The sequence below is a fragment of the Lachnotalea sp. AF33-28 genome (assembly GCF_003477885.1).
Lineage (GTDB): Bacteria > Bacillota > Clostridia > Lachnospirales > Lachnospiraceae > AF33-28.
Window position 1 is genome coordinate 41571 of record NZ_QUEE01000014.1, and the last position, 22556, is coordinate 64126.

Sequence of the window (22556 nt, forward strand, 5' to 3'; positions counted from 1 at the left end):
AGGAATACCGGGAACGGTTTCCTGCCTAAAATACGCAATCTTACGGAAGATTGCATTACTTGCCGCTTTACTTGATATTATTGAATATCTGAACGTTAGATATTCAAATTTATCAATGCTTGTGATACAATGCAATAAAGGAGGAATGTATCACTATGGAATTTCGTTCATTACAGTATTTTCTGATGGTGGCCAGAGAAGAAAACATAACAAAAGCTGCCAATCTGCTTCATTTAACACAGCCTACTCTTTCACGCTCCATTATGCAGCTGGAGGAGGAGTTAGGCGTAAAATTATTTACTCGAAGCAATCATAATATTATTTTGACCGAAGATGGTATGCTTCTAAAACGAAGAGCACAAGAACTCGTTTCCCTTGCAGAAAAGACAAAGCAAGACTTTCAACGTGGAGATGTACAGTTGACCGGTGAAATATCCATTGGCAGCGGCGAATTTCGCAGTACCAGATACCTGTCTAAAATGATTGCCTCTTTTCGAGAAAAGCATCCACTGGTTCGGTATCAGATTTACAGTGGTAATTCTGAGAATATAAAAGAACGTATTGAGCGGGGAATTCTCGATTTTGGACTGATGATGGAGCCGATCGATATCAGTAAATACGAATATATTTCCATGCCTGCAAAAGAAAAATGGGGTATTCTTGTGTCCGAATTATCGGAGCTCTCACAAAAGGAGACCATTCAGGCAGCCGATTTGCAGAATGAGCAGCTTATTTCGGCAAGAAGTGAGAAAATGTACCCTGAAATCAGAAAATGGTTCGGTGAATATTATGATCAGATCGAGGTTATCGCAAGCGGCAATTTGCTCTACAATGAAGCAATTCTGGCACAGGAACAAATCGGAGCCGTATTGGGAATTGAATTGGATTGTCACTATCCGGGACTTAAATTCGTTCCGTTATCTCCAAGCGTTGAAACGCCCACAGTTCTTACATGGAAAAAGAATCAGATACTTTCTTCCACAACAATAGCCTTTATCGAACATGCAAGAGCATACATAAAATCTATATCTGGAGATTAAATATAAGCATTTTACATATCACAATATTTGAATTACTATATAGGTGTTCCCAAGAGGAGCACCTATATTTTTTAATTACATCGGAAAGGAGCATAAAATGACAGTTCAGGAAGCAAGTGAACGGTATAACATCCCCATCAAGATATTAAATGAATATGAAAGCTGGGGGCTGTGCGATGCGGTAAGAAAGGTGATGGGAGCATGGCAGTACGATGAAGAAGATATTCAGCGGCTGAGTATGATTATGACGCTCCATGATATTGGCTTCGAAAAAGAGGAAGTCGAGACATATATGAAGCTGCTTCTCGTCGGCGAGTCCACGCAACAGGAGCGTATGCGAATGCTCAACGAAAAAAGGAATGGTACCTTGGACGAAATCCATTTCAAAGAAAAGCAGCTGGACAGGCTGGATTATCTTCGCTTTGAAATCAAAAAGGCATCTGAAAACAAATCAAATGGAGGTCAAGAAATATGAAGAAAGACTTAGGTTCTGTACTGGCACTGTATCCCACTCCGCTGGTAGTAGTCGGCACTATGGTGGATAAAAAGCCCAACTGGGTGCTGGTTGGTCATGTGGGCATCATGGGGCACGATCACATCATGGTCAGTCTGGCAAAGCCTCACTACACCAATCGGGGGATTCGGGATACTAAAGTGTTATCGGTCAATGTAGTGGATGAAGCGATGCTTCGGAAAGCGGATTATGTAGGCTGTGTCAGCGGCAATAAGACCGACAAATCAGAGGTGTTCAGCTACAGCATCGGCCCAAACAGCGCCCCGCTGATTGACGAGGCAAAGGTTTCCATGGAATGCACGGTGGAAGACCTCTATGAAACGAAGGGGTTTGACAATTTCATTTTGAAAATTGACCACACCTACGCAGAGGAGAGCATCCTGAATGCCTCCGGAAAAATTGATTACGGCAGTTTCAAACCGATTTTGTTTGAAATGCCGGGCTACACCTATCTGAAAACAGGCGATACTGCCGCAAAGTGCATGACGCTGGGAAAAGAAACCAAATAACAAAAATATCTGGCATAAGCAGACGGGACCAAGTTCTTCTGTACAGTAGCCAGATCAATGAAAGGAGATCTTTAACATGAAAAAAATTTTGGCTTTTGTATTGATACTTACTATGGTATTCGCTCTTGCGGCCTGCGGGAACAGCAATTCTTCGGAGAGTGATTCTTCCCAAGGCGGGTCGTCTGCGGCGCTCTCCCAAACGGAGCCTTCCTCCACGCCGGAAGAAACACCTTCCTCCTCCGAGGACGTTACGCAAACTGAGGAACCTTCTGAATCGGAACCGGAAGCCGGTTCCAATGCACTGGTCGTTTACTTCTCCTGGTCGGGCAATACTGAAGCGGTAGCCAATGAAATTGCGGCGCAAACCGGCGCAGATGTATTTGAAATCACTCCGGCGGAGCCCTATACCGATGATTACGATACACTGCTGGATATTGCTCAGGAAGAGAAGGCAAGCGACGCCCGTCCTGCGATTGCAGAAACCGTAGAGGATTTCGCACAGTATGATGTTGTTTACTTTGGGTTCCCTAACTGGTGGGGCGATATGCCGATGATTCTTTACACCTTCCTGGATGACTATGATTTTTCCGGCAAGACCATTGCTCCCTTTGTTACCAGCGGCGGTAGCGGTTTTTCCAGCACGATCAGCGCAATCGAATCTCTGGAGCCGGATGCTACGGTAGTTGACGGTCTTTCCCTCAGCAGCTCTGCGGCTGCAGAACCCAGCGATGAGGTAACGGAATGGCTTTCTCCTGCTGGCCTGACCGAGTAAGGAGGATTCTTTATGAAACGGCTAACTGCAATCTTTTTATCGCTTTTGATGGTGGTATCATTGGCGGCCTGCGGCAGCACAACCAGCACGGACGGTGAGAGTGCGTCTCAACCCCCTGCTTCATCGCAAAGTGCCGATGGATCGGAAACAGTTGCCGATCAAGATGTTCCGGAGGGATTTGTCTTAATTGAAGGCGGTAGCTTTCAAATGGGAAGTCCGGACTCCGAGCCTTGGCGTAGCGAGGACGAGACCCAGCACTCCGTAACCGTCAGCGATTTCTATATCAGCCCCTATGAGCTGACACAGGCGGATTTTCAAATGGTTACGGATGGAAACCCCAGCAGTTTCTCCGGAGAAAATCTGCCGGTAGAGAACATCTCCTGGCTGGATGCAATCTCCTATTGCAATGCCCGCAGCGAGCTGGAAGGCCTGACGCCCGCCTACACCGTAGACGGACAGAATGTCACATGGAACCGGGAGGCAAACGGCTATCGGCTTCCCACGGAAGCGGAATGGGAATATGCCTGCCGGGCCGGAACCACCACTCCCTTCAATACGGAGAACTCTCCCAGTGCGGACGAGGTTAACTATTACGGACATTACCCTTATGAGATCGAGGGCAACTACTTCTCTCAGGGCAATCTGGATACCCAGCCAGGTCAGTACCGCGAAACAACGGTAGATGTTGGCAGCTTCTCCCCCAATGCCTATGGGCTATATGATATGCACGGCAATGTGAGCGAATGGGTCTGGGATTATTACGGCTCTTACAGCACAGAGGAGCAGACCGATCCCACCGGTCCGGAAACCGGCTCGCTTCGGGTTTACCGGGGCGGCGGCTGGAACGATTTTGCCAAAAATATGCGTTCTGCCTATCGCGCCACACTGGAACAGGATCACGGCAGCTTTAACATCGGTATTCGCCTAGTGCGAAATGCGATGGCCGGCTCTGGCTCCGTATCCGGCTCTGCTGCCGGCAACAACGCTTCCGGTGATGGGAATATCTTGATTGCATATTTCTCCTGGGGCGGCAACACACAGGGCGTTGCAGAAGAAATCCAAAGCCAGACCGGAGCAGATTTGTTTGAGATCACGATGCTCAATCCCTACTCCGATGATTACAACACCGTATTGGATGAAGCACAGAGGGATCAGAACGAGCAGGCGCGGCCGGAACTTGCAAGCCATGTGGAAAACATGGAGCAGTATGACACCATCATCCTGGGCTATCCCAACTGGTGGGCATCCATCCCCATGCCGGTTGCTTCTTTCCTTGAAGAATATGATTTTTCCGGTAAAACGATCCTACCGTTTTGCAGCCACGGCGGCGGACGTTTTGGTCAAAGCCTGACCGCTATTTCAAAGCTCGTGCCGGACGCAGCAATGGGCGAAGCCCTTTCCATTCATTACTCCGGCGGAAGCAGTATGCCGGATGATGTGAGCGAGTGGCTTTCCACCAATGGAATTTCTGAAAACTAAAACACAAAGAAAAAAGGAGAACAATACTATGAATAACAACAAAAATTTCCCGAAAATCGCACTTGGAACCTGGTCTTGGGGCGTTGGCGCCGCAGGCGGCGATCAGGTGTTCGGTAACCATCTGGGCGAATCTAAGCTGAAAGAAGTGTTTGACGCAGCAATGCGTGAGGGCCTTACTCTCTGGGACACGGCAACGGTATATGGCATGGGGGCATCTGAGGATATTCTGGGTGCGTTTGCCAAGACCTATCCCCGCGAGAATGTCATCCTTTCCACCAAATTCACCCCTCAGATTGCAGGCAGCGGCGCAGACCCGGTAGCGGAGATGTGCGACGCCAGCATGAAGCGCATGGGAACCGATTATATTGACGTCTACTGGATTCACAATCCTGCCGATGTGGAACGCTGGACGCCCGGCTTGGTTTCTCTTGTAAAGAGCGGTAAGGTGGGTCAGGTTGGCGTTTCCAACCACAATCTGGCGCAGATCAAGCGGGCAGAAGAAATTCTCAGCAAGGAAGGCGTGCATATTTCCGCCGTTCAGAATCATTACAGCCTGCTCTACCGTTCTTCCGAGGATGCCGGTATTCTGGACTACTGCAAAGAAAACAACATCGACTTCTACGCCTATATGGTTCTGGAGCAGGGCGCGCTCAGCGGGAAGTACGATACCAAGAATCCTCTGCCGGAGGGCAGCCAGCGCGGCGATACCTATAATCCCATCCTGCCGCAGCTGGAGGAGCTGATCAATGCTATGCGTGAGATGGCGGCGAACCACAATGTGGGCGTGCCGCAGGTAGCCATTGCCTGGGCTATTGCCAAGGGCACGCGTCCGATCATTGGCGTAACCAAGCCCTCTCATGCAGAGGATGCCGCGAAAGCAGCCAAGGTTGTGCTGAGCGCCGAGGAGATGGAAACTTTGGAGGTTCTTGCAAAGAAAGCGAATGTGGACACCAGAGGTTCCTGGGAAAATCCCATGGCATAATTTTTGCTTGGGGAGAAGCGGCTGCTTTTGCCCGCTTCTCCCCATTTTTTGATTAGAAACGGAGGAAATATAATGCCTGTAATTACAATGGAGGCTGCAAAGCTGACAAAAGAACAAAAGCGTACTCTGGCAAAAGAGTTTACAGAGACAGCCGCGAGGGTGACAGGGCTGCCCGAAGCGGGGTTTTATGTGTTCATCAAAGAAAATGAACTGGATAATGTGGGGGTCGGCGGGCAGCTGATCAGCGACAGAAATAAGGAGGTGTAAAAATGGCCGTAAAGCAAACAGCAGGCCGCCGGGATCTGGGCGAGTTTGCTCCCAAATTTGCGGAACTGAACGATGATGTGCTTTTTGGCGAGGTGTGGAACCGGGAGGATAAGCTTTCCCTGCGGGATCGCTCTCTGGTCACAGTGGTTGCCCTGATGTCTCAGGGGCTTGTGGATTCTTCTTTCCAATACCATCTGGAAACCGCGAAAAAGAATGGGATCACAAAGGAAGAAATTGCAGAGATCCTTACCCATGCGGCCTTTTACGCCGGGTGGCCCAAGGCGTGGGCAGCCTTTCGTATGGCGAAGGAGATTTGGAACGAGGATGACGCCCACGAAAGCGCCCATGGAGGACTGTTTGGGCTGGGGCAGCCCAACGATGGATTTGCGCAGTATTTCACCGGGCAGAGCTATTTGAAAATGCTCGCCACATCCGGTGTAGCTATCGCAAACGTGACGTTTGAGCCAGGCTGCCGTAACAACTGGCACATTCACCATGCGGATAAAAACGGTGGACAGCTTCTTCTTTGCACCGAAGGGCAGGGCTGGTATCAGGAATGGGGCAAAGAGCCGCAGCTGCTTCATCCCGGCGATGTCGTCGTGATTCCGGCGGGCGTGAAGCATTGGCATGGCGCGGCGAAGGACGGCTGGTTTTCCCATCTGGCAGTAGAGGTGCCGGGCGAGAACGCCGTCAATGAATGGCTGGAAGCAGTCACCGATGAGGAATACAGCAAATTATAACAAGGAGGATTTGATGATGAGCAAAACATTGGTTGCTTATTTTTCTGCCAGCGGCGCAACGGAAAGACTGGCAAATACATTGGCGGACGCAGCAGGCGGGGAATTGTATGAGATCAAACCGGCTTCCCCTTACACCAATGCCGATTTGAATTGGAACAACAAGCAGAGCCGCAGCAGCGTGGAGATGAATGATAAGGCTGCCCGCCCCGCCATTGCCGTACCGGTAGAGAATATGGCGCAGTACGATGTGGTATTTGTGGGGTTCCCTATCTGGTGGTACGAAGCGCCGCGGATCGTACAGACATTTTTGGAAAGCTATGATTTTTCCGGCAAAACGGTGATCCCCTTTGCCACTTCGGGCGGCAGCGGCATGGGCAAGACGGCCTCCATTCTGGAAAAGAGCTGTCCGTCGGCAAAGGTTTTGCCGGGTAAGAAGCTGAGCGCTTCCGCTTCTATGAGCGAGGTTTCTTCCTGGGTAAAAAGTCTGGGTTTATAAGGGGGGATGAGCAATGAAGATTTTGGTGATTGAAAGCAGCCCGCATAAGCATGGTTCTTCCAATCTGTTGGCAGCGGAGTTTAGACGAGGCGCTGAGGAAGCCGGGCATGATGTGACAGTGTTTGACGCCGGGCATACCAAACTGAATCCCTGTTTGGGCTGCGGCGCCTGTGGAATGTCGGGCCCATGTGTGCAAAAAGATGATATGACTGTTCTGCGGGAACAGCTTTTGGATTCCGATATGGCTGTTTTTGTGACGCCGCTTTATTATTTCGGCTTTTCCGCACAGATGAAAACCGTCATTGACCGTTTTTACAGCTTCAATGGACAGCTGACGGAGAAGGGGCTGAAAACCGCCCTGATTGTCGCCGCCTGGGACAGCAATAGCTGGACGATGCAGGACGTGAAAACACATTACGAAACCCTGTGCCGCTACTTGAATTTTCAGAATCAAGGAGAAATTCTGGGGGTTGGCTGCGGAACTGTTCAAATGACAAAACGCACGCGATTCCCCCAAGAAGCATATGCCATGGGAAAACGAATAGGAGGGTAAAGGGATGAAACCAACTGCCATCATAAAAATCGTGGTAGATGTGCTGATGACGCTGGCGTTGTTGGTTTTGATGGGTTACCAGCTGTGGGGCGAAGCAGCCCACGAATGGGTCGGAGCCGGGATGCTCATTTTGTTTCTTGCACATCATTTCCTAAATCGAAATTGGTATAAGACCCTGTTCAAAGGCAGATGCACACCCATGAGGGCGCTCCAAGTCAGTGTGGACATGCTGCTTTTGATTGCAATGCTGGCGCAGATGTACAGCGGTATTGCCATGTCCCGTCATGTATTTGCATTCCTGCCCATTGACGGCGGGATGGCGCTGGCCAGAAGGCTGCATATTCTGGGCGCTTATTGGGGCTTTATCCTGATGAGCGTTCATCTGGGCCTGCACTGGAATATGTTTTTGGGCATGGCGAAAAAGAGAATGGGCATGAAAACTCCATCAAATACACGCAAAATACTGCTGTGCCTGATCGGAATGCTGATTGCGGCTTATGGTGTTTTTGTATTTATCAGCCGGGATTTCACAACCTATTTGCTCTTGCAGTCAGAGTTTGTCTTTTTGGACTATGAGGAGCCGATCTGGTCGTTCTATCTGGACTATATCTGCCTGATGGGGCTTTGGGTATTTGCTGCCCATTATCTTTCAAAGGGATTGAGAAAGCTTGGCGGTGCGAAAAAAGCAGCCGCCGGAAAGGAAAATGTATGAAAAAGCTGTTAAGCTTGATGGCGGCAATGCTGCTTGTGGTTTCCCTTGCGGCTTGTCAGTCGGAAAGCGATACGGATGGGGAAAGCGTATCCCCGCCTGCTTCTTCGCAGACTTCGAATGAAGAGACCCCGGAATCCGTGCCGGAACCGTCCGTAGAGCCGGAAATTCCCCAAGACACGGAATCGGAACCTGCGGAACCCGATCAGAGGCAGGTTCTGATGACAATAGACGGACAGTCGTATGAAATTACCCTATATGAGAACCCGGTTGCCGATGCGCTCTACGATATGCTGCCGTTGGAAGTGACCTTTGAAGATTATAACAGTGTAGAAAAGATCGCATATCTCCCGGAAGGACAGCAGCTTCCCTCTGCGGATGAGCTGGAGGGCTACGACCCTTCGCCGGGCGACCTCTGCCTATACGCTCCATGGGGAAACCTCTCTCTGTTCTATCAGGATTTTAATTACTCCAACGGTCTGATCTCGTTGGGCAGATTGGAAGCGGGAATAGAAGATATTGCCGCACAAGCAGAGAATTTTACCGTGACTTTGGAAAAATCCGAATAATGAAATCGATCGATCAAGCGCAGTGCGCAGAAAGGAGCAATCAATGAAAAGAAAAGGAATTGCGGCCCTATTCGCCGCGGCTCTTTTTACCGTTTGCCTTGCAGGCTGCGGCCAAACAGAACCGGTTCAGGAATCGAGCAATCCAACCACACAAAACAGCCAGCCGGAAACGCCGTCCTCCGATCCCGAAAGCAGCGAAAGTGAAACGGATTCCGGTGTAGGAGCAGACACAACCGTTAATGGAGACGCGCCGGCAGTTTATATGACTACCGACATCAGCTCCGAGGGACTCATGGCCATCTACGATGCACTGGAGGCTTCCCCCACCGGCAACATAGCCGTGAAACTGTCTACCGGCGAACCGGGAAGCAACTATCTGCGAACCGATCTGATTGGCGATCTGGTGCAGTCGCTGGAGGCGACCATTGTGGAGTGCAATACTGCTTATGGCGGCTCCCGTTCCAATACGGCCATGCACTATCAGGTAGCCGAGGATCACAGTTATACCGCCATAGCCGATGTAGACATTATGGATGAGGAAGGCTCCATCACACTGCCGGTGGAGGGCGGCGATAATCTGACGGAAAACTATGTAGGCGCCCACTTTGAAAACTATGATTATTTTGTGGTGCTGTCGCACTTCAAAGGTCATGCCATGGCTGGTTACGGCGGAGCCATTAAGAATATTTCCATCGGCATTGCCTCCTCGGAAGGAAAGACAAATATTCATACCGGAGGTAAAGGCGGCAGTATGTGGAGCGGCGAGCAGGATGCCTTTCTGGAATCCATGGCGGAAGCCGGAAAATCTGTGGTCAACTCACTGGACGGAAACATCCTCTATATCAATGTGATGAACCGTCTGAGTGTTGACTGCGACTGTGATGGAAACCCTGCTGAGCCGGATATGCACGACATTGGCATCCTTGCATCCTTTGACCCGGTAGCGGTTGACCAGGCCTGTGTGGATCTGGTTTATGCTGCGGAGGATGGGCAGTCACTGATTAACCGTATTGAGTCCAGAAATGGATTACATACGCTGGAGCAGGCAGAGAAGATCGGTCTGGGCAGCCGGACCTATCAGCTGGTTTCCATCGACGAATAACTGAGAAAGGGGTGGCCGCCGTGGAACAGGCTGTTTTTACGACTCTTTGTATGGTTTCCGACCAAGCCGGGCGTATTTTGGTGCAGGAACGGATCGGCACTGCCTGGGATGGTCTTGCCTTTCCCGGCGGTCACGTGGAATCGGGAGAATCTTTTGTGGAATCTGTGATCCGGGAGGTCTGGGAAGAAACCGGATATCAGATCAAGACCCCCTCTCTTTGCGGAATCAAGCAGTTTTCCATGGAGAACGGCGGAAGATATGTAATCTTGCTTTTCAAGAGCGACCGGTTTGAGGGGCATTTACAATCATCCCCGGAAGGTCGGGTATTCTGGCTGAAACGCAGCCGGATCAAAGAGTACCCGCTTGCACGGGATTTGGATCTGATGTTGGAACTGTTTGAATCTGAAGACAAATCGGAATTTTATTATGCGCCGGACGGTTCCTGCCGGCTGCTGTAAGGAGGGATGTCATGTTTGAAATCATAAGACGCGAGAGTGTTTACCTTTGGTACTATTTCAGCGTTCAGCTGGAGCAGCTCTTTCCCTATTGGGTGCTGGGTATGCTGCTGGGCTCCGCTGTCTCTGTCTTTCTCAAAGACAAGATACATAACACCTTTCGCGCAATCGGTGAGAAAAAGATTGGTATATTGGGCATTGTTGCCGCCAGTGTTCTTGGGATCGCTTCTCCGCTGTGCATGTACGGAACCATTCCCATTGCTGCTTCCTTTTCCAAAGGCGGAATCAAAGATGACTGGCTGGCGGCGTTTATGATGTCCTCCATCCTCTTGAATCCGCAGCTGATCCTATACAGTGCGGCGCTGGGAACGACCGCATTGGTCGTGCGGATCGTCTCCTGCTTTGTGTGCGGCATTGCTGCCGGTCTGCTGGTGCGTATTTTTTATCGAAACAAACCGTTTTTCAATTTCGAAGGATTTTCCGAACCCCGGAGCCGTGACGTTGACCCGAACATTCTGATTCGATTTTTGAAAAATCTCGGCAGGAATGTCAAGGCAACCGGAATATACTTCTTGATTGGTATCGTGCTTTCCGCATTGTTTCAGCGGTATGTACCGTCTGATATGATGACCTCCATATTCGGAGGGAACGAAGCCTTCGGCGTTCTGATGGCAGCAACCGTCGGCGTACCGCTGTATGCCTGCGGAGGCGGAACGATTCCTCTTTTGCAGGGCTGGTTAATGGATGGAATGTCTATGGGGAGCGCGGCGGCGTTTATGATTACCGGCCCCGCCACCAAAATCACGAATTTGGGTGCAGTAAAAATTGTTCTTGGAATGAGATGTTTTTTACTCTATATTGGCTATATGATGTTGTTTTCCCTGGCGACAGGGTTGATTGTCAATGGGATTATATTATAATAATTGGCAAAACATCAGAACGGTTGTGATAACATGGGAAATTAGTTGTACTGGATATATTAGAATCCGGAAAACGGATTGGGGAAAAGTTGGTGCTACTACTGACTAAAACTCAGCGACAGGAACTTGCTCACTTCCTTCTTGAATACTCTGAGACAACAGATGCCTGTTCTTTATACCAACATTTTTCGAGATACGCCTGGCAAGACAGCAATCTTCTTACAGAAATACGGGAAGGTGATTTATATCTCTGTCTGGAACAACGACTTGTGACTGTTCGTGAACAGGAAATATGTCTGACAGTCAAAGAGTTTGATATATTGTTCTTGCTTGCCAGCAATCCAAAGCGGGTAGTTACTTATGAACTTATCATGGATTTGGTCTGGAAAGAGGATTATACCTACTATTCACGAAAAGCAATTAACAACCATATATGTAATCTAAGGAAAAAATTAAAGATAGACCCAGGCGATCCCGACTATATCAAAAGTGTTACCGGAATCGGATATAAGTTTTCGTTGCCATAAATTCACACCATAGGGTAAAACCTGCGGTGTGAATTTTTTTGTATTTTCTCAGGACAGACGGCAACTTTCTCCTGAAATATGTACTGAATAATGGAGGGATTTTTTGGCTGCCACTTCTGATAGGGTAAATTGTGAATTTTTTGTGAAGTTTTCAAAAAGACCCCAAAAATGTACGGAATAGTGAATGGATATTTTTTGACAGTCAGGAGGTGAAGCATATAAAAGATAAAATACCGGTCATGGATTATAGCCAATACCGGAAGGCAAGGAAATTAGTTCATGCGTGCTGTAATTATGATAACGGAAACTGCATCATGCTGGATGACGGAGAGGAATGCGTCTGTGTCCAGAGCATTTCCTACTCGCTTTTATGCAGATGGTTTCGGATTGCGGTTCTTCCATTGGACAATCCTTTGGAAACAGCTCTGTTACACAGGGGCAACATGAAACGGTGCGCTGTCTGCGGCCAGCCGTTTCTTCCCGGCTCTAACCGGGCGAAATATTGTAAGTCCTGTGCGGCAAAGGTGCATCGAAAACAGAAGAATGCCAGCGACCGTAAAAGAAGGCTCCTATGCGGACAATTAGAAGCGAAAAAACCTTGATATTGCTGGACGCTTCAACACTTGTCAGCGGGCAGGCAGTATAAATCCCTTCTACATCCGTAAAACAGTCTTGAAACTGTCCGCAGAGGTAATTTCACCTATCCGGGATTTTCCCGATTAGGTGGTATCTATTTCTCTTATATTTCATGCATTTTAGAGTTCGCTCAAAAACGGGGGTATCCTGTCTTGGAATTTCAGAGACTGGAAAAACGGACACTCTGCACTGCCCCAAAGCTGTCTTTCCGGCAGTGGATAATCCGACGCTTTGGAGAGCCGGAAAATAGACGGAACGGTACGGCTGTATTTTACAGTAGAAGAAGCAAAAGGGAAGCTGCACCGGAGCCGTCAGGTAACGACCCGTGCGTTTCAGGAATTAGAGCGCAGCGGACTGATTATCCGTAGGAAACAGGGGCTTGGCAGACCGGCAGTAATTACCCTGAGAATTCCGACAACAGGAAAGGAGAACTGACTGAATGGCAGATAAAAAAGATTTGAGTACACTTCCGCAGTTTCTGAAACCGGAGGTGGCGGAACGTGTGGCAGAGCATTTCAAAGACGGTGTGTTTGAATTTGATTTTGATACCGAGGAACATATCACCGTGGAGGGCAACACGGTTTACCATGTGATTCCTCATTATGCTGGTGATGATGCGGAAAGTGTGCTGAACAAGCTGCGCCGGATGATTGCAAAAAACTTGGAGGAAATATAAATGAGGGAGGCTGAAATAACAGAAAGAATGCGTTATAATACAGGTAACCGTTTACCTGGCTGTTATCCCTTTTTCGGGAGGAAAGGAGCTACTTATGAACCAGCAGCCAGATAAAATCACAGCTTTATATTGCCGTTTAAGCCAGGACGATGCCCTTGACGGAGAATCCAACAGTATCACCAATCAAAAGGCACTGCTCTCCAAATATGCCGTAGAACACGGTTTCCGCAACACCATGTTATTTGTAGACGACGGATTTTCAGGAACGAACTTTCAAAGACCCGGATTTCAGGAAATGATGAAATATGTGGAGGACTATTCTGTTTCCACACTGATTGTCAAAGACCTGTCCCGGCTCGGCAGGGAGTATTCCTATATGGGGCGTTTGCAGGATTTCATTTTCCCGGCTTACGACGTTCGCTTCATCGCAATCAATGATGATGTGGACAGCGCGAAAGGAGAAAATGATTTTGCCGTTTTCAAAAATGTGTTCAATGATTATTACGCAAAGGACACCAGCAAGAAAATCCGGGCAGTTGTCAGAATGCGGGGTGAAGCCGGGGAACACCTTGCCAGCAACCCGCCCTACGGCTATATCAAAGACCCGCAGGACAAAAAGAAATGGATTGTGGATGAAGAAGCGGCTAAGGTGGTGCAGCGTATTTTTGACCTGTGTATTGCAGGGAAAGGTCCGATGCAGATAGCCAAAATACTGACAGCAGAAAAGGTGCTGACCGTCACCGCCTACCATGCCAAACAGAAAAGCTGGACAATGCCAGATAATTTATATGGATGGAACAGAAAGTCAATCGCCGGTATTTTGGAACGGCGGGAATATACCGGCTGTACAGTCAACTTCAAGACTTATACAAAATCCCTGAAATTCAAAAAGCGACTGGAAAATCCGAAAGAAAATCAACGGATATTTGAAGGAACACAATCGGCAATCATTGAGTACGGACAATGGGAACGGATACAGGCTCTCAGGGAAAATAAACGCAGGGCAACCAAGACCGGCAAGACAAGCATTTTCTCCGGCCTTGTCCGCTGTGCTGACTGCGGAGCTAAGCTCTATTACTGTACCTGCAACAGCTACAAAGATGATTCGCAAGATCATTTTGTCTGTTCCAATTACAAAAGCAATACCGGTTCTTGCCAGATTCACTATATCCGTGAAATCACGCTGTATAAACGGGTACTGGAATGTGTTCAGCGGACGCTGACCTATGTGCGGCTGTTTCAGGATGACTTCACGCAGGAAATGCTGATGCAGGATGAAGCCAGCCGAAAAGCAGAACTGGCGCAGAAACGAAAAGCCCTGTCCGGTGCACAGAAGCGCATGGAGAACTTGGATAAAATCATCCAGCACCTTTATGAAGATAATGTTCTGGGAAAACTGAGCGACCTTCGTTTTCAGAAGTTATCTGCACAATATGAAACGGAACAGTCGGAAATCCGGCAGCTTTCCGAAACACTGGAGCGTGAAATCACAGAAGAAGCCGAGCAGGTCTCGGATATAGGACGTTTCTTACAGCTCGCAGAACGATATTCCGATATACAGGAGCTTGACGCTGCGACAGTCAACGAACTGATTGAAAAAATCGTCATCCATAACCCGGAGAAAATTGACGGAAGAAAGCATGTGACGATTGAGATTTACTTTACTTATGTGGGTAAGATTCGGATCCCTCTTCAAAAACCGGAGCTGCCTGCAACCACAGAAAAACCGGCGTGACTTCCGCCACGCCGGTTCTACCGAAAAATTTCATTTACTTCCTTATGAGCCTCCGCCTAATCCTCGGGAGCCTTTATTTTACTGTATTTAACAGCGATTACTCGATAATGGTAGCAACACGGCCTGAACCAACTGTACGTCCGCCTTCACGGATAGCGAAAGTAAGACCCTGCTCCATAGCGATCGGGTGGATCAGCTCGATGGTCATCTCTACGTTATCACCAGGCATGCACATCTCAACGCCTTCCGGCAGATTGCAGACACCGGTTACGTCGGTTGTTCTGAAATAGAACTGAGGTCTGTAGTTGTTGAAGAAAGGAGTATGACGTCCACCTTCATCTTTGGTCAGTACGTAAACCTGTGCTGTAAATTTCTTGTGGCAGGTAACGGAACCGGGTTTAGCCAGAACCTGGCCTCTTTCGATTTCGTTTCTCTGAACACCACGAAGCAGAGCACCGATGTTATCACCAGCCTGTCCTTCGTCCAGCAGCTTGTGGAACATCTCAACGCCGGTGCAGACAACCTTACGGTTTTCATCCTTCAGACCAACGATTTCAACTTCGTCGGATACATGGATTGTACCACGCTCTACTCTACCGGTAGCAACCGTACCACGGCCTGTGATAGAGAATACGTCCTCTACAGGCATCAGGAAAGGCTTATCTGTATCTCTGATCGGATCCGGAATATACTTGTCGATGATCTCGAACAGTTCAACAATCTTGTCTCCCCACGGTCCCATGGGATCTTCCAGAGCCTTCAGAGCGGAACCCTGAATGATCGGTGTGTCATCGCCCGGGAAATCATACTCGTTTAACAGCTCTCTGATTTCCATATCAACCAGCTCAAGCAGTTCTTCGTCGTCTACCATATCACATTTGTTCATGAATACAACAACGTAAGGAACGCCTACCTGACGAGCCAGCAGGATATGCTCTCTCGTCTGAGCCATAACACCATCGGTAGCAGCTACAACCAGGATAGCACCATCCATCTGTGCAGCGCCGGTGATCATGTTCTTTACATAGTCAGCATGTCCGGGGCAGTCTACGTGTGCGTAGTGTCTGTTCGGAGTCTCATACTCTACGTGAGAAGTGGAGATTGTGATACCACGCTCTCTCTCTTCCGGAGCCTTGTCGATCTGATCAAATGCTACTTCTTCGCCTAAACCATATCTCTTGAACAGTGTGTAGGTGATAGCAGCTGTTAAAGTTGTCTTACCGTGGTCAACGTGGCCAATTGTACCAATGTTACAATGCGGCTTGCTTCTTTCAAATTTAGCTTTAGACATTGTTAAAAGTCCTCCTTCATAATCGCCCGTCGGCGGGCATTATTGATTTTTGGGTTTAGATAGCTGGTATTATTATAGGATATAACACCGATATTTTCAAGCATTATTTCTCTTTGGCAGCGATTACTTTTTCCTGTACACTCTTCGGTACGGGCTCATATCTGTCAAAGAACATGGAATAGGCACCGCGGCCCTGGGTCTTGCTTCTTAAGTCAGTAGCATAACCGAACATTTCAGCCAGCGGAACAAATCCTTTAATCAGCTTGGAACCATTTACATCTTCGAAAGCCTCGATACGGCCGCGGCGGGAATTGATATCACCGATAACATCTCCCATATAATCTTCCGGAGTCGTAACTTCCACTTTCATGATCGGCTCAAGCAGCACTGCGCCGCCCTTGTGCATCGCATCCTTAAACGCCATGGAACCGGCGATCTTAAATGCCATTTCACTGGAGTCGACTTCATGGTAAGAACCATCGTATACGGTGGCCTTAACACCCAGTACCGGGTAGCCTGCCAGGACACCGCACTTGGTGGCTTCCTGGATACCTGCGTCTACCGCAGGGATATATTCTTTCGGAATCGCACCGCCGACAATCGCGGATACGAATTCGTAGGTCTTCTCACCGTTGGGATCCATGGGCTCAAAACGAACCTTGGCATGTCCGTACTGTCCACGTCCACCGGACTGCTTCGCATACTTGCTGTCCACTTCCACCATCTTAGTGAACGCTTCTTTGTAAGCAACCTGAGGCGCGCCTACATTTGCCTCCACCTTGAATTCACGCAGAAGTCTGTCCACGATGATTTCCAGATGCAGCTCGCCCATACCTTCGATGATGGTCTGACCGGTCTCCACATTCGTGGATACGCGGAAGGTCGGATCCTCTTCTGCCAGTTTGGCAAGCGCTTCACCCATCTTATCCTGTCCGGCTTTCGTCTTCGGCTCGATTGCAACGCCGATAACCGGTTCAGGGAACTCCATGGACTCCAGAATAACCGGATGCTGATCGTCACAGATCGTATCGCCGGTGGTGGTGAATTTCAGACCAACCGCTGCGGCAATATCTCCTGAATATACCTTGTCCAGTTCTTCTCTCTTATTAGCATGCATCTGCAGGATACGGCCTACACGCTCTTTCTTGCCTTTCGTGGCATTGAGCACATAGGAGCCGGAATTGAGCGTTCCGGAATATACGCGGAAGAACGCCAGCTTTCCTACAAACGGGTCGGCCATGATCTTGAATGCCAGAGCCGCAAACGGCTCGTCATCGGAAGAATGTCTCACAACCGTGTTGCCGTCCATATCCGTTCCTTCTATAGAAGGAATATCTGTGGGAGCGGGCATATACTCGAGAACCGCATCCAGAAGCTTCTGAACGCCTTTGTTTCTGTATGCCGTACCGCAGAGCACAGGAATGATCTGCACGGAAATGGTTGCTTTTCTAAGAGCTGCCTTCAGTGCTTCCACAGAAGGCTCTTCACCTTCCAGATATTCCATCATCAGGTCGTCATCCGTCTCACAGATGGACTCCACCATAGCGGTGCGGTATTCTTCCGCCTGATCCTTCATATCCTCGGGAATTTCACATACCGTGATGTCTTCGCCCTTTTCGTCGTTATAGATATAGGCCTGCATTTCAAACAGGTCTATGATACCCTTGAAATTGTCTTCTTTACCAATCGGAAGCTGAATCGGAACTGCGTTATGACCCAGCCTGGACTTGATCATGCTCACAGCGTTAAAGAAATCTGCACCCATGATATCCATCTTATTGATAAATGCCATTCTCGGAACGTTGTACTTATCAGCCTGACGCCAAACGTTTTCTGACTGTGGCTCAACGCCGCCCTTCGCACAGAACACGCCGACAGCACTGTCCAGCACACGCAGTGAACGCTCTACCTCAACGGTAAAGTCAACGTGGCCAGGCGTATCAATGATATTGATACGGTGCTCCAGAGCGCCTTCTTTGGGTTTCGTCTTTTCTTCCAAAGTCCAGTGACATGTGGTGGCAGCTGAAGTAATCGTAATACCCCTCTCCTGTTCCTGCGCCATCCAGTCCATGGTCGCAGTACCTTCATGAGTATCGCCAATCTTATAATTCACACCGGTATAGAACAGTATACGCTCGGTAAGAGTGGTCTTACCGGCGTCAATATGCGCCATGATACCGATGTTTCTGGTTCTCTCTAATGGATATTGTCTTTCAGCCAAGGAAATTTCCTCCTTCTTAAGCTAAGCAGCAAGACTGGCAAAAACTAGAATCTGTAATGAGCGAACGCCTTGTTTGCCTCTGCCATCTTGTGCATGTCTTCTTTTCTCTTAACGGCTGCGCCAGTGTTGTTAGCTGCGTCAAGAATTTCATTTGCCAATCTGTCTTCCTGTGTTTTCTCGCCTCTCTTGCGGGAGAACATGGTCAGCCAGCGCAGAGCCAGAGCCTGCCTTCTGTCCGGTTTTACTTCGATTGGTACCTGATAGGTCGCACCGCCGATACGTTTTGCTTTTACTTCCAGAACAGGCATGATGTTGTTCATAGCCTCTTCAAATACTTCCAGAGCAGGCTTTCCAGCCTTCTCCTCGACTTTGCCAAAAGCTCCGTATACGATCTTCTGTGCAACACCCTTTTTGCCGTCCAGCATAATATTGTTGATTAACTTTGTAACCACTTTATTATTATACATGGGATCGGCCAATACATCTCTTTTTGGTGTATGTCCTTTACGTGGCACGTTACTTCCCTCCTTAATATTACCCGGTTTTACGGGCTCTCATTAATTCATCGGTACTCACAAATGTCCTTGTGTTTCGCGCTCGGTATGGTGTGTTCTCACACTGTGGATATTCTTAAACGTTCATCTATTGTCACCGGTCCTAAGGACCGGCACGGCGCACATAAAGCGCGCGTTCTCATAAATGGTTCAAAATATGCTTCATTCCGGCACTACTCAAAATAATTGTGAATGACGATCCGCCTAATTATAAGCTGTCAGTCCAAAACGGCTTATTTCTTAGGTCTCTTAGCACCGTACTTAGAACGTGCCTGTCTTCTGTTCGCCACACCTGCGGTATCAAGTGTACCTCTAATGATATGATATCTGGTACCGGGTAAGTCTTTTACCCTGCCGCCTCTGATCAGAACAACGCTATGCTCCTGAAGGTTGTGGCCTTCGCCGGGGATATAGCTTGTTACTTCGATACCATTAGAAAGACGAACTCTGGCAATTTTTCTAAGCGCTGAGTTAGGCTTCTTAGGGGTTGCTGTCTTAACAGCGGTGCAAACACCTCTCTTCTGAGGAGCCGCATCGTCCGTCGCTCTCTTCTTTAAGGAGTTGTATCCTTTTAACAGAGCGGGAGCCGTGCTCTTCTTAACAGCGGTTTGTCTTCCCTTTCTTACTAACTGGTTGAATGTAGGCATATTTTTCACCTCCTGATTTTTATAATCACCTACGAATCCTGCTTACTGCCTTTCACACGACCGCAACCACTCACGATTGCATAAAAAGTAGGCGCACACTCGCACGCCTACTTATTATATCGATTCCGTTTTCGATTGTCAAGAAAATTCTTTTATTTTATTGTAACAGTTCAGACGGCGGGAAAAATAGTGCAAAAGCAGGCGTTGAGCTTGCTCATAAGACTGTTTTTGTACTATTTTTCACATTGGATGTCTGAACTGTTAGATGTCCCCGTCCTTGTCAAGCCCTGCCATGGATACGATCGTATCCACCGCTTCACCGTCCAGATTTTTATTTCCGCCGGTGTTCACATTGATGTTTCTGGTGACCTGGGCGTCATAGCCTTTGGCTTTTACGATGTCACTAAGGTCAATGCCGGTGACTTCCTTCATGGATTCAAATACCTGGGTCATAACGCCGGTAACATTGCCGGCCACATTGGAAACACCGTTTCCGCCACCCTGGCCGTCCATGATGATGATCTTTTCGATCTGGGAAAGAGGCTGTGCGATCTTGCCCGCCACATCCGGCAGCACGTCGATCAGCATCTCTGCCACAGCAGCGCCGGTATACTTCTGGTATGCCTCGGCCTTTTTCTCCATGGCCTCCGCTTCCGCGATACCTCTGGCGCGGATGGAATCGGCTTCCGCCTGGCCCTTTCTGCTGATGACTTCCGCCTCAGCCTGGCCTGTGCTGCGGATTGCCTCCGCCTCAGCGATCGCCTTCAGCTTCCTGGCTTCCGCTTCCGCCTGTGCAAATTTCTTCTGGGCCTCTGCCTGTGCCTCCGCCTCAGCGATCTTGCGGTATTTCTCCGCATCCGCCTGGGTCTGCTGTTTTTCCTTATCGGCTACCGCAGGCTCCAGCACTTCGGCGCGCAGGCTTTCTTTCTTGCGTTCAGCCTGTTTCTGCGCCAGCTCTATGTTCTTCTGCTCTTTGGCAATCTCGATCTGAACCTGAGCAGCCTCGATATCCTTCTGGCGCTCCTGCCTCAACAGCTCGGCGTCCATCTCCGCAGATACGATTTCTTTCTGAGTGATGTTTTTCTGTATCTCATAAGCGGCATCCGCCTTAGCCTTGGCTGCCTGCTGTTCCTGCATATAGGAAGCTTCTTTGACCAGCTTTAACTTGGCTGCCTCTGAAATCTCTGACTCCGCCTGCAGTCTGGCCTGCTCGCCGGCTCTTCTGGCTTTGGAAGTCTCGATCTGTGTCTCTCTGTCCGCCTCTGCCTTGGCGATCTCGGCATCCTTCTTCTTTTCCGCGATCTGCTTTACGCCGAGCGCCTGGATATATCCGTTGGAATCGTTGATATCCTTGATCGTGAACACCTTCACTTCAAGGCCCATCTCCATCAGCTCTGTCCCAACCACTTCCTGTACTCTGGCGGAAAATGTTTCTCTGTCCCTGTAGATCTCCTCTACGGTCATATTGGAAACGATCTCACGCAGCTTGCCTTCCAGCACGTTGGTAGCCGTGTTGCGGATCGCCGTTTCGATTTCCTTTTCATTGCGCCCTGTAAACTGCTCGATTGCATTGAATATGGAGCCCTGCTCATTTTTCACCTTGATTACGGCGGTGCCCACAACTCCGATGGGTACGCCCTGGGACGACATGCTCTCTTCCGTAATCACATCCAGCTGGATATTGCCCAGAGAGATATAATCGATCCGCTCAAATACGGGGATTACAATACCGCCCCCGCCGGTGATAATCCTCTTGTGCAGACCTGTTACAACCGCCGCCTTATCCTGCGGAACCTTTTTCCACATGGACAGGATCACCAGCAGTATGATCAGGATTCCCACAACGCAGGCGACAACGGTAACAGTGGTGCCACTCATCCAGTCAAACATTTGTATTCCCTCCGTTTAGCTTTATATTAAGTGATTTCTCACTCAAGCTCTGTTTTCTTGCGCTTCTTCATACTTCCTGGCCAAGTCCTTAATCTTGACGATCGCCACGTTTCTCTCAAACCGCACGATGGAAACAATCTCATCCTGGCGGATGGTTTCATGCGGATCTTCCGCCTTGGCCGGAAACGAGTTCGTGATTCCGTCAAAGGTGCTTACGCTGATGGAACCGAAAGAACCTGGCAGTATGGTATTCACAACTTTTGCGTCAAACAGCAGCAGCTGTTCCTTGGAATAGGTCGTATTCTCCACCTTCTTAAGCTTTTTAATAAATGTATGCACGATGACTGCCGCCACATAACCTGCGGCCACAGAAATCACATTCGTGAGCACCAGATTATCCCCGCGGTAGATCAGCCGGCCGCAGGTGCCAAACAGAAGCAGTCCCGCGCAGATGCTGTGAATGGACAACGGGAGCAGACCGATGGAGGTATCGCCTATATCCAGATCAAAATCTATGTGCAGACCGTCTAAGATACTGCTCACCGCATCCCCCGCACCGTCTAACGCATCGAACAGACCGTGGAAAATCAGCATGACCAGAGGGACTGTGATCCCAATCACCATGCATATTGTATAAACTTTTTCCATAAAACCACCTCTCTTTCAATCACATGAAGCAGTTGTTAGTCATATTCTAACACAAATCGGGCGTTTGGGGAAGGGAATTTCGCATTCGGAATTAAAAGTATTCCAGCTCGGGTTATTGTCCATGGCTTCCATAAACTTCCCGCGAATGACAGGGCAGAGTATGGTCCTCATAGGGACATGCTCTCGCTCCGTGAAGCGCGCAGCGGTTCTAATGCTGCAAACTACGCAGCAAAAGAACCGGCGGGCTTCAAGGGATCCCTATAAGGACCATACTCTGCCCTGTCATTCGCTGCTTTATCGTCAGCCGTGTACAGTAACCCAGCTCGCACATCCGATGCTTACACTTACAGAGTGTCTTCCTGTTTCCTGCCGCAGGATGCGCCTGGGCAGCAGCCGGAACAGCCGCCGCAGCCGCAGGCGGATTTCCCGGCTTTTTTGTTTTTTCTCATTTTTATAACGATTGCGGCCGTTATGCCGGCCAATATTGCGATTATGATCAGATCTGCCATATATGTCCTCCTTAATGATAACAGTTATCATTTAACTCCATTATACGTTTTATGTCCGACGTTGTCAACGGATGATGCAGCTTTCCGAAAGGCCGAAGCAGGAAGGCATACAGAA

At 48.9% G+C, this 22556-nt stretch carries 27 protein-coding genes; 20 read left to right on the forward strand and 7 right to left on the reverse strand.

Translation table 11 applies throughout. The features are described from left to right. The first annotated feature begins 155 nt into the window (after positions 1–155). From DWZ56_RS17410 to DWZ56_RS17505, 20 genes are all read left to right on the forward strand, one after another. Positions 156–1040, forward strand: coding sequence for a LysR family transcriptional regulator (locus DWZ56_RS17410; RefSeq protein ID WP_118557880.1), 885 nt, complete (start codon positions 156–158; stop codon positions 1038–1040). A gap of 97 nt (positions 1041–1137) precedes the next feature. Then, positions 1138–1515 carry a MerR family transcriptional regulator gene (locus DWZ56_RS17415; protein ID WP_118557881.1) on the forward strand — a complete coding sequence of 126 codons (378 nt, stop codon included), beginning with the start codon at positions 1138–1140 and terminating at the stop codon, positions 1513–1515. Further along, positions 1512–2063 (forward strand): flavin reductase family protein, encoded by a 552-nt coding sequence (locus tag DWZ56_RS17420; RefSeq protein ID WP_118557882.1) that lies wholly within the window; start codon positions 1512–1514, stop codon positions 2061–2063. The genes DWZ56_RS17415 and DWZ56_RS17420 overlap by 4 nt, the downstream gene beginning before the upstream one ends. A gap of 76 nt (positions 2064–2139) precedes the next feature. Beyond that, positions 2140–2835, forward strand: a complete 696-nt coding sequence (locus DWZ56_RS17425) for a flavodoxin (protein ID WP_118557883.1) — start codon at positions 2140–2142, stop codon at positions 2833–2835. A 12-nt stretch (positions 2836–2847) separates the two neighbouring features. Next, on the forward strand, positions 2848–4314 hold the full coding sequence (locus DWZ56_RS17430; protein WP_118557884.1) for a flavodoxin: 1467 nt from the start codon (positions 2848–2850) through the stop codon (positions 4312–4314). Between the two features lie 28 nt (positions 4315–4342). Continuing rightward, positions 4343–5296, forward strand: a complete 954-nt coding sequence (locus tag DWZ56_RS17435) for an aldo/keto reductase (RefSeq protein WP_118557885.1) — start codon at positions 4343–4345, stop codon at positions 5294–5296. Positions 5297–5368: 72 nt separating this feature from the next. Further along, positions 5369–5563: a 4-oxalocrotonate tautomerase DmpI gene (gene dmpI, locus DWZ56_RS17440; RefSeq protein ID WP_118557886.1), complete on the forward strand. Its 195-nt coding sequence runs from the start codon at positions 5369–5371 to the stop codon at positions 5561–5563. Positions 5564–5565: 2 nt separating this feature from the next. After that, positions 5566–6303: a carboxymuconolactone decarboxylase family protein gene (locus tag DWZ56_RS17445; RefSeq protein ID WP_118557887.1), complete on the forward strand. Its 738-nt coding sequence runs from the start codon at positions 5566–5568 to the stop codon at positions 6301–6303. Between the two features lie 16 nt (positions 6304–6319). Beyond that, positions 6320–6799, forward strand: a complete 480-nt coding sequence (locus DWZ56_RS17450; RefSeq protein WP_118557888.1) for a flavodoxin — start codon at positions 6320–6322, stop codon at positions 6797–6799. A gap of 13 nt (positions 6800–6812) precedes the next feature. Next, on the forward strand, positions 6813–7352 hold the full coding sequence (locus tag DWZ56_RS17455; RefSeq protein WP_118557889.1) for a flavodoxin family protein: 540 nt from the start codon (positions 6813–6815) through the stop codon (positions 7350–7352). Between the two features lie 4 nt (positions 7353–7356). Then, positions 7357–8064 carry a DUF4405 domain-containing protein gene (locus DWZ56_RS17460; protein ID WP_118557890.1) on the forward strand — a complete coding sequence of 236 codons (708 nt, stop codon included), beginning with the start codon at positions 7357–7359 and terminating at the stop codon, positions 8062–8064. Further along, entirely contained in the window at positions 8061–8630 is a 570-nt protein-coding gene (locus DWZ56_RS17465; protein WP_118557891.1) for a cyclophilin-like fold protein, read from the forward strand. Before DWZ56_RS17460 ends, DWZ56_RS17465 begins: the two co-directional genes overlap by 4 nt. Before the next feature lie 262 nt (positions 8631–8892). Then, on the forward strand, positions 8893–9732 hold the full coding sequence (locus DWZ56_RS17470; protein ID WP_334294786.1) for a DUF362 domain-containing protein: 840 nt from the start codon (positions 8893–8895) through the stop codon (positions 9730–9732). Positions 9733–9752: 20 nt separating this feature from the next. Continuing rightward, a complete protein-coding gene (locus DWZ56_RS17475; protein WP_243095341.1) occupies positions 9753–10190 on the forward strand; it encodes an 8-oxo-dGTP diphosphatase in 438 nt (145 codons plus the stop codon). 11 nt (positions 10191–10201) lie between these two features. After that, entirely contained in the window at positions 10202–11107 is a 906-nt protein-coding gene (locus tag DWZ56_RS17480) for a permease (protein WP_118557894.1), read from the forward strand. Between the two features lie 269 nt (positions 11108–11376). Continuing rightward, positions 11377–11634 carry a winged helix-turn-helix domain-containing protein gene (locus tag DWZ56_RS23510; protein WP_330424913.1) on the forward strand — a complete coding sequence of 86 codons (258 nt, stop codon included), beginning with the start codon at positions 11377–11379 and terminating at the stop codon, positions 11632–11634. Between the two features lie 209 nt (positions 11635–11843). Then, the gene (locus DWZ56_RS17490) at positions 11844–12236 is read left to right on the forward strand and encodes a cysteine-rich VLP domain-containing protein (protein WP_118557896.1); all 393 of its coding nucleotides are present in this window, start codon (positions 11844–11846) and stop codon (positions 12234–12236) included. A 265-nt stretch (positions 12237–12501) separates the two neighbouring features. Continuing rightward, entirely contained in the window at positions 12502–12705 is a 204-nt protein-coding gene (locus tag DWZ56_RS17495; protein ID WP_243095343.1) for a hypothetical protein, read from the forward strand. 4 nt (positions 12706–12709) lie between these two features. Continuing rightward, complete coding sequence (locus DWZ56_RS17500) at positions 12710–12946, forward strand: hypothetical protein (RefSeq protein WP_118557897.1); 237 nt, start codon at positions 12710–12712, stop codon at positions 12944–12946. Positions 12947–13040: 94 nt separating this feature from the next. Then, positions 13041–14681 (forward strand): recombinase family protein, encoded by a 1641-nt coding sequence (locus tag DWZ56_RS17505; protein ID WP_118557898.1) that lies wholly within the window; start codon positions 13041–13043, stop codon positions 14679–14681. A gap of 97 nt (positions 14682–14778) precedes the next feature. Here DWZ56_RS17505 and tuf read toward each other — a convergent pair whose 3' ends face one another. The 7 genes from tuf to DWZ56_RS17540 form a co-directional block, all read right to left on the reverse strand. After that, complete coding sequence (gene tuf, locus DWZ56_RS17510; RefSeq protein ID WP_118557899.1) at positions 14779–15972, reverse strand: elongation factor Tu; 1194 nt, start codon at positions 15970–15972, stop codon at positions 14779–14781. A 103-nt stretch (positions 15973–16075) separates the two neighbouring features. Then, entirely contained in the window at positions 16076–18193 is a 2118-nt protein-coding gene (gene fusA / locus DWZ56_RS17515; protein WP_118557900.1) for an elongation factor G, read from the reverse strand. A gap of 44 nt (positions 18194–18237) precedes the next feature. After that, on the reverse strand, positions 18238–18708 hold the full coding sequence (rpsG, locus tag DWZ56_RS17520) for a 30S ribosomal protein S7 (RefSeq protein WP_199679620.1): 471 nt from the start codon (positions 18706–18708) through the stop codon (positions 18238–18240). Between the two features lie 272 nt (positions 18709–18980). Next, complete coding sequence (rpsL, locus tag DWZ56_RS17525) at positions 18981–19394, reverse strand: 30S ribosomal protein S12 (RefSeq protein WP_118557902.1); 414 nt, start codon at positions 19392–19394, stop codon at positions 18981–18983. Positions 19395–19655: 261 nt separating this feature from the next. Next, positions 19656–21284, reverse strand: coding sequence for a flotillin family protein (locus tag DWZ56_RS17530; RefSeq protein WP_243095345.1), 1629 nt, complete (start codon positions 21282–21284; stop codon positions 19656–19658). Between the two features lie 42 nt (positions 21285–21326). Continuing rightward, positions 21327–21932, reverse strand: coding sequence for a hypothetical protein (locus DWZ56_RS17535; protein WP_118557903.1), 606 nt, complete (start codon positions 21930–21932; stop codon positions 21327–21329). Positions 21933–22276: 344 nt separating this feature from the next. Then, positions 22277–22441, reverse strand: a complete 165-nt coding sequence (locus DWZ56_RS17540; RefSeq protein WP_118557904.1) for a FeoB-associated Cys-rich membrane protein — start codon at positions 22439–22441, stop codon at positions 22277–22279. Positions 22442–22556: the final 115 nt, after the last annotated feature.

What these genes read in the sequence shown, in the direction of transcription:
- DWZ56_RS17410 (WP_118557880.1), top strand. Translation starts at nt 156, where the DNA reads ATGGAATTTCGTTCATTACAGTATTTTCTGATGGTGGCCAGAGAAGAA.
- DWZ56_RS17415 (WP_118557881.1), top strand. Translation starts at nt 1,138, where the DNA reads ATGACAGTTCAGGAAGCAAGTGAACGGTATAACATCCCCATCAAGATA.
- DWZ56_RS17420 (WP_118557882.1), top strand. Translation starts at nt 1,512, where the DNA reads ATGAAGAAAGACTTAGGTTCTGTACTGGCACTGTATCCCACTCCGCTG.
- DWZ56_RS17425 (WP_118557883.1), top strand. Translation starts at nt 2,140, where the DNA reads ATGAAAAAAATTTTGGCTTTTGTATTGATACTTACTATGGTATTCGCT.
- DWZ56_RS17430 (WP_118557884.1), top strand. Translation starts at nt 2,848, where the DNA reads ATGAAACGGCTAACTGCAATCTTTTTATCGCTTTTGATGGTGGTATCA.
- DWZ56_RS17435 (WP_118557885.1), top strand. Translation starts at nt 4,343, where the DNA reads ATGAATAACAACAAAAATTTCCCGAAAATCGCACTTGGAACCTGGTCT.
- dmpI (WP_118557886.1), top strand. Translation starts at nt 5,369, where the DNA reads ATGCCTGTAATTACAATGGAGGCTGCAAAGCTGACAAAAGAACAAAAG.
- DWZ56_RS17445 (WP_118557887.1), top strand. Translation starts at nt 5,566, where the DNA reads ATGGCCGTAAAGCAAACAGCAGGCCGCCGGGATCTGGGCGAGTTTGCT.
- DWZ56_RS17450 (WP_118557888.1), top strand. Translation starts at nt 6,320, where the DNA reads ATGAGCAAAACATTGGTTGCTTATTTTTCTGCCAGCGGCGCAACGGAA.
- DWZ56_RS17455 (WP_118557889.1), top strand. Translation starts at nt 6,813, where the DNA reads ATGAAGATTTTGGTGATTGAAAGCAGCCCGCATAAGCATGGTTCTTCC.
- DWZ56_RS17460 (WP_118557890.1), top strand. Translation starts at nt 7,357, where the DNA reads ATGAAACCAACTGCCATCATAAAAATCGTGGTAGATGTGCTGATGACG.
- DWZ56_RS17465 (WP_118557891.1), top strand. Translation starts at nt 8,061, where the DNA reads ATGAAAAAGCTGTTAAGCTTGATGGCGGCAATGCTGCTTGTGGTTTCC.
- DWZ56_RS17470 (WP_334294786.1), top strand. Translation starts at nt 8,893, where the DNA reads ATGACTACCGACATCAGCTCCGAGGGACTCATGGCCATCTACGATGCA.
- DWZ56_RS17480 (WP_118557894.1), top strand. Translation starts at nt 10,202, where the DNA reads ATGTTTGAAATCATAAGACGCGAGAGTGTTTACCTTTGGTACTATTTC.
- DWZ56_RS17500 (WP_118557897.1), top strand. Translation starts at nt 12,710, where the DNA reads ATGGCAGATAAAAAAGATTTGAGTACACTTCCGCAGTTTCTGAAACCG.
- DWZ56_RS17505 (WP_118557898.1), top strand. Translation starts at nt 13,041, where the DNA reads ATGAACCAGCAGCCAGATAAAATCACAGCTTTATATTGCCGTTTAAGC.
- tuf (WP_118557899.1), bottom strand. Translation starts at nt 15,972, where the DNA reads ATGTCTAAAGCTAAATTTGAAAGAAGCAAGCCGCATTGTAACATTGGT.
- rpsL (WP_118557902.1), bottom strand. Translation starts at nt 19,394, where the DNA reads ATGCCTACATTCAACCAGTTAGTAAGAAAGGGAAGACAAACCGCTGTT.
- DWZ56_RS17530 (WP_243095345.1), bottom strand. Translation starts at nt 21,284, where the DNA reads ATGTTTGACTGGATGAGTGGCACCACTGTTACCGTTGTCGCCTGCGTT.
- DWZ56_RS17535 (WP_118557903.1), bottom strand. Translation starts at nt 21,932, where the DNA reads ATGGAAAAAGTTTATACAATATGCATGGTGATTGGGATCACAGTCCCT.
- DWZ56_RS17540 (WP_118557904.1), bottom strand. Translation starts at nt 22,441, where the DNA reads ATGGCAGATCTGATCATAATCGCAATATTGGCCGGCATAACGGCCGCA.